This window comes from Pseudomonas lurida, assembly GCF_002563895.1.
GTDB lineage: Bacteria > Pseudomonadota > Gammaproteobacteria > Pseudomonadales > Pseudomonadaceae > Aquipseudomonas > Aquipseudomonas lurida.
This window is the reverse complement of the sequence record NZ_PDJB01000001.1, coordinates 5,809,385-5,821,552: the sequence shown is the minus strand read 5'-3', so window position 1 is coordinate 5,821,552 and position 12,168 is coordinate 5,809,385. Positions and strand designations below refer to the sequence as shown.

At 61.3% G+C, this 12,168-nt stretch carries 10 protein-coding genes; 4 read left to right on the top strand and 6 right to left on the bottom strand.

Annotated features, from left to right (window positions below; genetic code table 11):
* Positions 1-22: 22 nt before the first annotated feature.
* Positions 23-688, bottom strand: coding sequence for a polysaccharide lyase family 7 protein (locus ATH90_RS26585; protein WP_034109850.1), 666 nt, complete (start codon positions 686-688; stop codon positions 23-25).
* A 311-nt stretch (positions 689-999) separates the two neighbouring features.
* Here ATH90_RS26585 and ATH90_RS26580 point away from each other — a divergent pair, with 311 nt between their 5' ends.
* The 3 genes from ATH90_RS26580 to ATH90_RS26570 are packed head-to-tail and all read left to right on the top strand — an operon-like array spanning position 1,000 to position 3,964.
* Positions 1,000-3,105: a putative bifunctional diguanylate cyclase/phosphodiesterase gene (locus tag ATH90_RS26580; RefSeq protein ID WP_034109849.1), complete on the top strand. Its 2,106-nt coding sequence runs from the start codon at positions 1,000-1,002 to the stop codon at positions 3,103-3,105.
* A 42-nt stretch (positions 3,106-3,147) separates the two neighbouring features.
* Entirely contained in the window at positions 3,148-3,648 is a 501-nt protein-coding gene (locus tag ATH90_RS26575; protein WP_010207148.1) for a M48 metallopeptidase family protein, read from the top strand.
* Positions 3,649-3,667: 19 nt separating this feature from the next.
* On the top strand, positions 3,668-3,964 hold the full coding sequence (locus tag ATH90_RS26570; protein ID WP_034109847.1) for a winged helix-turn-helix domain-containing protein: 297 nt from the start codon (positions 3,668-3,670) through the stop codon (positions 3,962-3,964).
* Positions 3,965-4,068: 104 nt separating this feature from the next.
* Here the strand turns inward: ATH90_RS26570 and ATH90_RS26565 are convergent, their stop codons facing one another.
* Positions 4,069-4,521 carry a GNAT family N-acetyltransferase gene (locus tag ATH90_RS26565; RefSeq protein ID WP_034109845.1) on the bottom strand — a complete coding sequence of 151 codons (453 nt, stop codon included), beginning with the start codon at positions 4,519-4,521 and terminating at the stop codon, positions 4,069-4,071.
* Positions 4,522-4,722: 201 nt separating this feature from the next.
* On the opposite strand from ATH90_RS26565, the gene ATH90_RS26560 reads away from it, so the two are divergent.
* Positions 4,723-5,460, top strand: coding sequence for a substrate-binding periplasmic protein (locus ATH90_RS26560; protein ID WP_034109843.1), 738 nt, complete (start codon positions 4,723-4,725; stop codon positions 5,458-5,460).
* A 22-nt stretch (positions 5,461-5,482) separates the two neighbouring features.
* On the opposite strand, the gene yccS is transcribed toward ATH90_RS26560, so the two are convergent.
* The 4 genes from yccS to mdtD form a co-directional block, all read right to left on the bottom strand.
* The gene (yccS, locus tag ATH90_RS26555) at positions 5,483-7,666 is read right to left on the bottom strand and encodes a YccS family putative transporter (RefSeq protein WP_034109841.1); all 2,184 of its coding nucleotides are present in this window, start codon (positions 7,664-7,666) and stop codon (positions 5,483-5,485) included.
* 228 nt (positions 7,667-7,894) lie between these two features.
* Positions 7,895-9,073, bottom strand: coding sequence for a BaiN/RdsA family NAD(P)/FAD-dependent oxidoreductase (locus ATH90_RS26550; RefSeq protein WP_034109839.1), 1,179 nt, complete (start codon positions 9,071-9,073; stop codon positions 7,895-7,897).
* A gap of 102 nt (positions 9,074-9,175) precedes the next feature.
* Positions 9,176-10,513 (bottom strand): ATP-dependent RNA helicase DbpA, encoded by a 1,338-nt coding sequence (gene dbpA, locus ATH90_RS26545; RefSeq protein WP_234010495.1) that lies wholly within the window; start codon positions 10,511-10,513, stop codon positions 9,176-9,178.
* Positions 10,514-10,711: 198 nt separating this feature from the next.
* A complete protein-coding gene (gene mdtD, locus ATH90_RS26540; RefSeq protein WP_034109835.1) occupies positions 10,712-12,139 on the bottom strand; it encodes a multidrug transporter subunit MdtD in 1,428 nt (475 codons plus the stop codon).
* Positions 12,140-12,168 lie beyond the last annotated feature (29 nt).

Here is a 12,168-nt window from a genome sequence, read left to right as displayed (position 1 = left end):
CTTTTTTTTGGCTGCGATTGGATCAATCGTGGTCGATATCCAACTTCGCAAACGTCACGCGCGCGCCTTCCTTGCTGTCCCCACTGTTGTCCTGCACATACGCCCCGGCCTTGAAATACAGCGGTTTGGCGCCCCACGCCGCGCCAATGCGCTCGTTCCACTCACCGTCTGCGGCATAGACGCTGAGCAGCCCGGCTTTGTTGAGGTTGATGACGTAGGTAAACGTTTTCTCCAGCGGCACATTCGACGCGACGATGATCACCCGTCCTTCATCTTCGTCCGGACGCATGCGCACCTTGGCGACGATATTGCCGGTCTGGGTCTTTTCCTTGAACTGGTACTCGAGCTTGATCAGCGGCTTCTGGCTGTCATAGGCATGGATCTGGCCGATCACGATCTTGCCGGTGGAGGGCACTTGATTAACGGCCAGGGTGGCGCGTAGGAAGTTGTCCGCATCCGGATAGGTCCAGTTGCGCAGGCGACCATCGGCGTAGGTTTCGCGCAATTCGCTGCGGGGATAAACGGCATTTTCGGTACGGGTGCCGGTCACGGGGGTCCAGAATTGGACGTTGCTGCCTTCGGCCTGGAAATACTGGTCTTTGAAGCCGTTCATCAGCTTCGGGGTGTCGATGGTGGCGGGCGGGGAGCCGACCGGGATACTGAGGTTCCAGGTAGATAGGTCGATCATGGCGTAGGCCTTTTTACAGAGGGGTGTAGGCTATGGCCCTTGGGCCAGACAGGTTCTTTATAGGTGGTGTTAAGCCTCTTGTTAAACGGTAGCTGGCAATTTATTGGCGTCAACAGAGTGTCAAAAAGCCATGTCGCCCATGCTCCGTGGGCTTCAGGCCTTGACCGTTAGTCGGCTTCCTGAGAATTGGCGCAATGATGGCACTGCGATTACTTCTGATTTTATGGAACCGGAGATAGAGTGAGGCCTCAGTGTTTGTCCGGGTTTTCTCCCAGAAGTGACCGGAGTGGCTCCTAAGGAAGAGACGTAGCATGGAATGCGCTCCACACCACGGCGATGGTCGTTCGGTTCTTTTGGTGGTCGATGACTACGCGGAAAACCTGCTCAGCATGCGCGCGCTTTTGCAGCGCGAAGACTGGCAGGTCATCACCGCCGGTTCTGGCCTGGAAGCGCTCGAATTGCTGCTGGCGCACGAAGTCGACCTGGTGCTGCTGGACGTAAAGATGCCCGGCATGGACGGCTTTGAAGTGGCCCGCCTGATGCGCGGCAACCAGCGCACGCGGATGACCCCGATCATCTTTCTCAGCGCCAACGCCCAATCACCTGCCGCCGTGCTGGAAGGCTACGCCAGCGGCGCCATCGATTACCTGTTCAAACCTTTCGATCCACATATTCTCAAGCCCAAGGTCCAGGCGTTGCTGGAGCACCAGCGCAATCGCCGGGCCTTGCAGCGCCTGAGCCATGACCTGGAGTCCGCACGCGCCTTCAATGCGTCGGTGTTGGACAACGCGGCCGAAGGCATCCTGGTGGTGAGCGAGGAGGGCATGATCGAGTACGCCAACCCGGCGATATCCCGCCTGCTCAATGCCAAGATAGATGAGCTGCAGGGGCAGGAATTCTTGAGTTTCCTGCAGAAACCCCATGTGCCCGCATGGTTCGATTCGCAGATGTACAGCGCTTACCGCCAGAGCAACACCTGGCGCCTGCACGATGCGATCTTGCGCACCGGCCGCGGCCAACAGGTGCCGGTGGCCTTGTCCTGTGCGCCGTTACCTGCCGAACAGAAGGCGATGGTGGTGACGGTGCTGGATATGTCCGAAGTGCGCCATCTGCATCAGCAACTGGAGTTTCAGGCGGTCACCGACCCATTGACCGGGTTGCTGAACCGCCGCGGTTTTTATCAGGCGGTAGAGAACATCCTGTTGCGCAGCGAGCGCGTGGAGCAATCGTTGGTATTGCTCTACCTGGACCTCGACGGTTTCAAGCGGGTCAACGATTCCCTGGGCCATGACGCCGGCGACCGGGTACTGCGCTGGGTCTCGGAGCAGTTACAGGGCTGCCTGCGTTCCTACGACACTCTGGGGCGCATGGGCGGCGATGAATTCACCGCGCTGCTGGAGTTGGAGTTCCCGGAGCAGGCGGCGAAGATTGCGGAAAAACTGATCGAACGCGTGTCGGTCTGCCAGCAGGTGGATGGCCTGGATGTGATGCTTGGCGTCAGCATCGGCATCGCCACGTTCCCGGATTGCGGCTCGGACTTGAATGGCCTGCTGCGTGCGGCTGACATCGCCATGTACGAAGCCAAGCGCGCGGGCCGTCAGCAATATCGCTACTACGACCAGGAAATGAACGGCCGTGCCCGTTCGCGACTGATGCTCGAAGACAGCGTGCGCACGGCGATTCACAACAAGGATTTCACCCTCGTCTACCAGCCTCAGGTTTCCCTGGCGGACGGGCGTCTGCGCGGCGTCGAAGCATTGTTGCGCTGGCAGCACCCGAGTGTCGGCGATGTGCCGCCGGGGCTGTTCTTGCCGTTGCTGGAAGAGGCGCGGTTGATCAGCCAACTGAGCACGTGGATTTATCAACAGGTCGCCGCGCAACGCCAGGCGTGGCAGGCCACCTTCGATGATGACCTGGTGCTGAGCGTGAGCCTGAGCAGCAACCAGTTCAATATGCCTAACCTTGCGATCCAACTGCAGCAGGTGCTCGACCGACATGGGTTGCAGGGGCACCAGTTGGAGGTTGAAATCAGCGAAGACAGCCTGATGAACAACCTGGAAGAGTCGACCAAGCAACTCACGTTATTGCGTCAGATGGGCGTGCGCACCGCCCTGGATGACTTTGGCCTGGGCAATTGTTCCCTGGCGCATCTGCGCGACCTGGCGTTCGACACCCTCAAGCTCGACCCGCAACTGGTCGCGCGCTTGCCGGGCTCCGCGCGGGATGCAGTGATGGCGCGCAGCATTATCGAGCTCTGCGGCCATTTTGATGTGGTCGTGGTTGCCGAGGGTGTGGAAACCCAGGAGCAAGCCCAGTGGCTCAAGGCCAACGGTTGCCCGTTCATTCAGGGCCCGTTGGCCGCGCAGCCGTTGGTGGCTGAGGAAGTGGCGCGCTGGTGCCGCGCCCGTGTGCGCTGAATTCGCTACACTGGCGCTCATCCGAACCCTGTTGCAGAACCCATGACCGCGCTGAAATACCTCCAGGCCTATCCCGCCGCCCTCCAAGAGCAAGTGCGCCAGTTGATCGCCAAGGACCAGTTGGGTGCCTACCTGGAGCAACGTTACCCCGAACGGCACGCCGTGCAGAGCGACAAGGCGTTGTATGCCTATGCCCTGGCCTTGAAGCAGGAACACCTGCGCAACGCGCCGGCGATCGACAAGGTGCTGTTCGATAACCGCCTGGACCTGACCCACCGCGCCCTCGGCCTGCACACCACGATCTCGCGGGTGCAAGGTGGCAACCTGAAATCGAAGAAAGAGATCCGTATTGCCGCGCTGTTCAAGGAAGCCGCGCCCGAGTTTCTGCGCATGATCGTGGTACATGAACTGGCGCACTTCAAGGAATCGGACCACAACAAGGCGTTCTATAAACTCTGTGAGTACATGATGCCGGGCTACCATCAGGTGGAATTCGACCTGCGGGTATACCTCACTTACCGCGACCTGCAGGGCAAACCCTGACCGCACAAGGCGAACGACCATGGATGTGAGCAAGACCAAGAGCAGCTTTTACCGCCGCCTTTACGTGGCCTACCTGATCGACAGCGGCCAGGCTAGCAGTGTGCCGGCATTGACCGAGGTGACGGGCATGCCCCGGCGCACGGCCCAGGACACGATTGCGGCATTGGCCGACCTGGACATCGTGTGTGAGTTCGAACAGGAAGACGGCGCCCGCAACCATGCCGGGCGCTATCGGGTTCGCAGTTGGGGAGCGATTGATCGGCGTTGGATCGAGGCGAATCTGGCTTCGGTGAAGCAGGTGCTGGGGTATCCCTGAAGGTAGGTGGTGAATCGTCTGACGCCTTCGCGGGCAAACCCGCTCCCACATTTGATCTGTGAATACTCTCGAATGTGGGAGCTGGCTTGCCTACGAAGAGGCCCTCAGTCGCGGCGCATGCCGATGTGGGGAATATCATCCTCAAGGTATTCCTCGCCCGCCACCACAAACCCATACCGCCCGTAATACCCCTGCAGATGCGCCTGGGCTGACAGGAATATCGGGGTTTGCGGCCAGATATCGGCAATTTGCTTGAGTGTCTCCTCCATCATCCGATGCCCCAGCCCGGTGCCGCGCGCCACTGGCGCCACGATCACCCGGCCGATCACCACGTCACCGCCCTGGGCCTCCGGGTCCAGCAGGCGCAGGTATGCAACCAGTTGGTCATCCTCCCAGGCCATCAGATGGTGAGTGTCGCCCTCCAGGTCCTGCCCGTCGAGGTCCTGGTAAACACATTTCTGCTCGACAACGAAGACCTCGTTGCGCAGTCGCAGGATGGCGTAAAGCTGCTCTTTACCCAGGTCATCGTGATGCTTGCAGACCCATTCAACTGTCATGGCGTGTTCTCTTATCAATGTCTGTTGCAGATAGTAGGCGCAGCGGGCAACGCTGTCTAAATCAGCTATTTTTGTGAGTGGCGTCAAATTGCCATCATCGAGTCCGTTCGGTATCGGTTTGTTTGTGTAATCTGAGCTACTGTTAGAACCTCGGGCTTCGCCTGAGTTAAGGCCACCGCCTGCCTGCCAAGGACTTTGAGCATGCCGCGATTCTCTCGTGCCGTTGCTTTGATTGGAGTGTTGTTGCTGGCCCAGCCGGCCTTCGCGCAGCGTCTGCGGCTGGTAGCGGATGCCTGGCCACCTTTTACCGATGCCACGCTGATCAACGGTGGGCTGGCAACCGATATCGTCAGTACTGCCCTGGCCCGTGCGGGTTACGCCAGCGATTTTGAACAGGTGCCCTGGGCCCGGGCGTTGATGGGCGTGGGCGACGGGCGCTATGACGTGCTGGTCAACGCCTGGTACGACGATGCCCGTACGCAGTTGGGACAGTTTTCCGGCGAATACCTGCTCAACCGCGTGCGTTTCATCAAGCGCCGCGACGATCCCATTGAGTTCCAGAACCTCGAACAACTGCACGACTACCCTGTCGCCGTGGTACGTGGCTATGCCTATTCGGCGGCCTTCGACGGGGATGCGCAGCTACAGAAAGTCCCTGTGCATAACTTCGCCATGGCCGTGCGCATGCTCGCGGCGCAGCGCGTGCGGCTGACGGTGGAGGATGAATATGTGGCGCGCTATTACCTGTCGCGCGAGTCGGGGCGGGTGCGTAATGCAGTGGAGTTTTTGCCCAAGCCGCTGAGTGAAAACAGCCTGCACATCCTGGTCAGCCTGAAGAATCCCGAGCACGCACAGATTGTTGCCAGCTTTGACCGTGAGATTGCCAAGATGAAGGCAGATGGAAGTTATGCGCGGTTGATGAAGCAGCATGGGATGTAGGCGGCTTGCGGGCCCTGTCGGTCTACACCGCGCTCGTGTCCTTGATCAAATGCGCCGCCAGCGTACGCAGCGGTCCCAACTGCCGGCAGATCAACGCCAACTGCGTCTGCACCAAGCGCTGCCCTTCATCAATCTCATCCGGCATCTGCTCCAGGTCCGCCGCCAGCGCCTCCTCGGCATCGCTCTGGATCGCAATCGGCTGCTTGTTGGCCAGCCCCGTGGCGATTTCATCGATGCTCGCCGCCAAGGTATTTCCGGCGCCATCGATCAGATGCTCACGCACTTCGGCTGGTAATGGGGTCTCGCGGTGCGCGCCCAGCCCGGACAAATAACTGAGCAAGGTGTGCGACAGCACCAGGAAGCGGAAGCCCACGTCCGCCTCCTTACGGAAGTGGCCCGGTTCCATCAGCATGTTCGCCAGGGTGGTGGACAGCGCCGCATCGGCGTTGTGCGCATTGCGTCGGGCCAGGCGATAGGCCAGGTCGTCGCTCTTGCCCGCGGCGTATTGCTGCATGATCTGGCGCAGGTAGATGCTGTTGCAGCTCAGGGTGTTGGCCAGCACTTTGTTCAAGCGGCGACCTTGCCAGTCCGGCAGGAACAGGAAAACCGCCAGGCCGGCGATCAGGCTGCCGAGCAAGGTGTCGAACAGGCGTGGCAGGAATAGCCCGTAGCCATCGCCAACCTGGTTGAAGCAGAACAGCACCATCAGGGTAATGGCAGCGGTGGCCAGGGTGTAGCGGGTGGTACGGTTGATAAAGAACACCAGGCCGGCAGCAATGGCGAACATGGACTGCACCAGGGGGCTCGGGAACAGGTCGAACAGCGCCCACGCCACGGTGAGGCCGATGGCGGTGCCGATGATCCGCTGGCCGAGCTTGCGCCGGGTCGCCCCATAGTTCGGTTGGCAAACAAACAGCGTGGTGAGGATGATCCAGTAGCCCTGGGACGCGTGGATCGCATGCAGCATGCCGTAGCCGACGGTCAGCGCCAGGGACAGGCGCAGTGCGTGACGGAACAGCAGCGACGTCGGCGTCATCTGGGTGCGCAGGCGCGTCCACATTTCCTTGAGGTTGCGCGGGGCGCGGTCCAGCAGGTTGCTGTCGGTGGCATCTGCCAGGCTGTCAGGGTTGCTGGCGTCGCCCAGCAGGCGGTCCAGGGTGGACAGGTTGGCCGCCAGGGCGCGCAACGAGCGCAGCAGGCCGCGCCAGGCCGGGTTGCTCTGGATGCGCAGGTGTTCCAGGGACGCGTTCAGGTCACCCAGGGCTTCGGCGAAACTGTCGTCGTAGATGAATGGCTGGCGCATCTGGATCGATTCGGCCAGGGTCTGGCAGGCCTTGCCCTGTTGGCGCAGCAAGCGCTGGCAGCGGAACAGCACGTCGCTGTGGAAGAAAGCTTCGGCCAGGGCGTTGTAGGGGTAGTGCGACGAACTGGCGCGTTCGTGGATGTCCTGGGCCAGGAAGTACAGCTTCAGGTAGCGGCTGACTTTCGAGCCGGGGCGACCATTGCCCACGCGGTGCAGGATGATTTCCTTCGCCGCGTTGAGCGCTGCTACCACGCGACCGTTTTGCTGGGCCAGTTCCAGGCGTCGCGCTTCCACATCCAGTTGGCGGATCGGTTCGAACAACGACGACTTGAGCTTGAGGTAACGCCCCAGTTCGCGAAACAGCCGCGCCAGGCTCTGCTGCACCGGCTGGTTGGAAAACAGCACCTGCCAGAGCACCGACAGGGCGCCGTACCAGGCGGCACCGGCCACCAGGAGCAGGGGTTCATGCCAGAAATTGGAGACGGCACCACCGCGCTGGTCCACGCCGATCATGGTGTACACCGACAGGATCAGCGTCGCTGACGCAATCGCGCCATAGCGTTCGCCCAAGGCGCCGAGCATGGTCAGGCAGAAGGTGGCCAGGGCCAGGGAGATCGCGAAGATCCAGGGATAGGGGAAGAGCAACTCCACCGACAGCGCGGCGATGCTGAAACACACCAGCGTGACCGCCAGGGCGTTGAGGCGACCCTGCCAGCTGTCATCGGTCTCGGCCAGGGCGCTGGCGATAATCCCCAGGAACAACGGGATCAACAACGTCATTTCATCCTGATACCAGCACAGCGCCATGCTGCCGGTGAGGGCGATGAACACCCGGATGCTGTAGCTGAATTTATCCAGCGCCCACAGGCGCCGCATGGACTGCTTGAACGAGGTCGATGACATGAAGTCTGGAGTCTTCCGGGACGATGCCGTTAAATTGAGCTATCAAGGACGCCACGGCAAGCGTGGCGATCACATCAAACCGCAAAATTTATTCCAGCCTCTCTCCCAAGAACACCACACAACCAAATGAGGGCGCGGGCTTGCTTGCGATGACGGCGGTGAATTCGACACCGCTGTCGCAGGCAAGCCCGCTCCCACAGGGGATGGCGTTTCAAGCTTGAAGTGGTGTCAGGCGTACTGCGCGGCCGCATAGCCGGACGCCCACGCCCACTGGAAGTTGAACCCACCCAGGTGACCGGTCACATCCAGCACTTCACCGATGAAGTACAGGCCCGGACTTTTCAGCGATTCCATGGTCTTGGACGACACTTCCCGCGTGTCCACTCCACCCAGGGTCACCTCGGCCGTGCGATAGCCCTCGGTGCCCGCCGGCACCAGTTGCCAGCTGCCGAGTTTTTGCGCGATGTCGGCAATTTCGGCGTGGGTGTACTGCTTCATCGGTTTGGACACGAACCAGGTCTCTGCCAACAGGTTGGCCATCTTCTTGGTGAAGATCTCGCCCAGCAGGGTTTTCAGCTCGCTGTTGGGGCGTTCGGCCTGTTGCTGTTGCAGCCAGGTAGGGGCGTCGTGGTCGGGCAGCAGGTTGATCTCCACGGTGTCACCGGTTTCCCAGTACGAAGAGATCTGCAAGATTGCCGGCCCGCTCAGGCCACGATGGGTAAACAGGATATTCTCGCGAAAGCTCTGGCCATTGCAGCTGACCAGACAATCCACCGACGTGCCGGACAGCTCGCCGCACAACTCCTTGAGTTGGTCAGTGATGGTGAATGGCACCAGCCCGGCGCGGGTCGGCAGCAGTTCGTGGCCGAATTGCTTGGCCACCTGGTAACCAAAACCGGTGGCGCCCAGGGTCGGGATCGACAAACCGCCGGTGGCGATCACCAGCGACTCACAGCGCAGCTCACCCAACGTGGTCTGCAACTGGTAGCCACTGTCGAGTTTGGCAATCGTCTCAATCGAGGTGTCCAGGTGCAGGCTGACGCCCGTCTGGATGCACTCGTCGAGCAACATGCCGAGGATGTCACTGGATTTGTTATCGCAGAACAACTGGCCGAGTTTCTTCTCGTGGTACGGCACGCCGTGCTTGGCCACCAACCCGATAAAGTCCCACTGGGTGTAGCGCGCCAGGGCGGATTTGCAGAAGTGTGCATTGTGCGAGAGGAAGTTGGCCGGCTCGGTGTACATATTGGTGAAGTTGCAACGGCCACCGCCGGACATCAGGATCTTCTTGCCGGCCTTGTTGGCATGGTCGATCAACATCACCTTGCGCCCGCGCCCGGCGGCGGTCAGCGCGCACATCAAGCCTGCGGCGCCGGCGCCAATGATCACAACTTCGGTCGAGCGCAAAACGGTGTCCTCACAAAAAAAGCCATGGAATGCAATCAGATGTGGGAGCAGGCAAGCCAGCTCTCACATTGATTCTGTTCCTACAGTCGATAGGCGGCGTTCTTAAAGGATTCGAACGCGCAACGAACGGCCCTTGATCTTGCCGTCATTCAAGCGCTGCAGCGCCTGTTTGGCGATCCCGCGTTCCACCGCCACGAAGGCCTGGAAGTCAAAGATCGCGATCTTGCCGACCTGGGCACCGGGGATGCCGGCTTCACCGGTCAGTGCGCCGAGGATATCGCCCGGGCGAACCTTGTCTTTACGACCGGCAGCGATGCACAGGGTGCTCATCTGCGGCAGCAGCGGACCGCCGCTTTGCGGCTTGAGGTTGTCCAGTTGGTCCCAGTTCAGCGGCGACTTCTGCAATTGCTCGATGGCCTGGGCGCGGTGCGCTTCGGACGGGGCGACCAGGCTGATCGCAATCCCGGTCTCACCCGCGCGACCGGTGCGGCCGACGCGGTGGATGTGGATTTCCGAATCGCGGGCCAGTTCGACGTTGATGACCATGTCCAGCGAGTCAATGTCCAAGCCACGGGCGGCCACGTCGGTCGCTACCAGCACCGACGTACTGCGGTTGGCGAACATTGCCAGCACCTGGTCACGGTCGCGCTGCTCCAGGTCGCCATGCAGGCCGACGGCGGAGATACCCTTGGACGTCAGGTGATCCACGGTTTCCTGCACTTGCTGCTTGGTGAAGCAGAACGCTACGCACGAGGCCGGGCGGAAATGCGCCAGGACTTTGGTCACGGCCTCCATGCGCTCTTCTGGGGAGATCTCGTAGAAACGCTGCTCGATCTGGTCATCGGAGTGGAACGCCTCGGCCTTCACTTGTTGCGGCGCGCGCATGAATTTCGAGGCCAGCTGCTTGATGCTCACCGGGTAGGTGGCCGAGAACAGCAGGGTCTGGCGGCGTGGCGGGGTCTTGCTGATGATGTCTTCAATGGCATCGTAGAAGCCCATGTCGAGCATGCGGTCGGCTTCGTCGAGGATCAGCGTGTTCAGGCCGTCCAGCACCAGCGAACCTTTGCGCAGGTGCTGCTGGATGCGGCCTGGCGTACCGACGATGACGTGGGCGCCGTGTTCCAGGGAGGCGATCTGCGGGCCGAGGGACACGCCACCGCACAGGGTCAGCACCTTGATGTTGTCTTCGGCACGGGCCAGGCGGCGGATTTCCTTGGCGACCTGGTCGGCCAGCTCACGGGTCGGACACATTACCAGGGCCTGGCAGCCGAAGTAGCGCGGGTTGATCGGGTTCAACAGGCCGATACCGAATGCAGCGGTCTTGCCGCTGCCGGTCTTGGCCTGGGCAATCAGGTCCAGCCCTTTGAGGATCACCGGCAAGCTCTGCGCCTGGATCTGCGTCATCTCGACATAACCCAGCGAGTCGAGGTTAGCCAGCATGGCGGCGGACAGGGGCAAAGTATTAAAAGCGGTGGCGATGGTAGTCACGGGACTGGCTCTGCAAAACAAAATGTCGCGCAGTGTAGCAGCCCCCCGTAGGTTTTTTCGCATGTTCCAGACAAGGGGATGGGGAGCAGCGGCAAGTCACGAGCTGTAAGCGCCAGGCTTGAAGCCTGCAGCTCGAAGCTTGCAGCGGCTTCAATGCTCGATGTCGTGCTCGCGGCTGACCACCCGTTTGCCGTCAGTGGGCGACAGTTGCAGGAAGATCGCCGCCGCCAGCATCGCCATGATGCCCACGGTGAGAAAGGTCAGCTGGAACGCGCCGAGCACACTTTCCACGCCGTCATTGCCGGTTTCGGCCGTAAAGCCGCCGAGCAGTGCACCGGCGCAGGCCACGCCCAGGCTGAGGGACAACTGCGCCACCACCGACAGCAAACTGTTGCCGCTGCTGGCCTGGGCGTCGTCCAGGTCGATCAGGGTCACGGTGTTCATCGCCGTGAATTGCAGGGAGTTGATCGCCCCCAGCACCGCCAGCATGCACAACAGCAGTGGATAGGGCGTGTGCTCGCTGACCAGGCCCATGCTGGCCAGCATGATGCCCAGCGCCAGCGTATTGCCGGTCAGCACGATGCGGTAGCCAAGGCGTTCGATCAGCGTGCGGGCGATGGATTTGGCAAACATCGCCGCCGCCGCCAGCGGCAACATGCTCATGCCGGCTTCGGACGGCGAGTAACCCAGCGCCACCTGCAACAGCAGCGGCACCAGGAAGGGTAGGGCGCCGCTGCCCAGCCGAGCGAACAGGTTGCCGAGGATGCCCACGGCAAAGGTGCGCGTCTTGAACAGCACCGGCGAAAACAGCGGGTTGTCGATATGCCCGGCGCGCAGCCAATATGCCGCCAGGCACGCCAGCCCGCCGAACAACAGCAACATCACCCGCAGGTGCGGCAGGTGCAATTCGCCCAGGCCTTCCATGGCGATGGTGATCAGCACCATCGCCGCACCAAACAATAGAAAGCCGATGCCATCAAAGCGCGTGCGTTCGCTGCCGCGCAGGTCGGGGATCAGTTTCCACACGGCATAACAGCCGACCATGCCCACCGGCAGGTTGATCAGGAAGATCCAGTGCCAGGTCAGGTATTGCACCATCCAGCCGCCCATGGTCGGGCCCAGTAACGGGCCGAGCAGGCCGGGGATGGTGATGAAGCCCATGATGCGCACCAAGTCTGACCGCGGATAGGCGCGTAACACCACCAGCCGTCCTACCGGCAGCATCAGTGCGCCGCCCAGGCCCTGGATGACCCGCGCGCCCACCAGCATGGTCAGGCTGCTGGACAAGGCGCACAGCAGCGAACCAATGCTGAACAGCATGATTGCGCCAAAGAAGATTTTCTTGGTGCCGAAGCGGTCGGCGATCCAGCCCGAGGCCGGGATCAGCAAGGCGACGGTGAGCATGTAGGCGATCACCACCCCTTGCATGCGCAGCGGGTTTTCCGCGAGGTCCCGCGCCATGGCCGGCAATGCCGTGTTCAGAATCGTCCCGTCCAGCGACTGCATGAAGAAGGCAATCGCGACCACCCAGGGGAGCCAGCGGGCGGTCTTGGCATCGAGCGGGACGCGGTTCGGCATGGAAAACCTTTTTGTTAGCAGGCTATGTG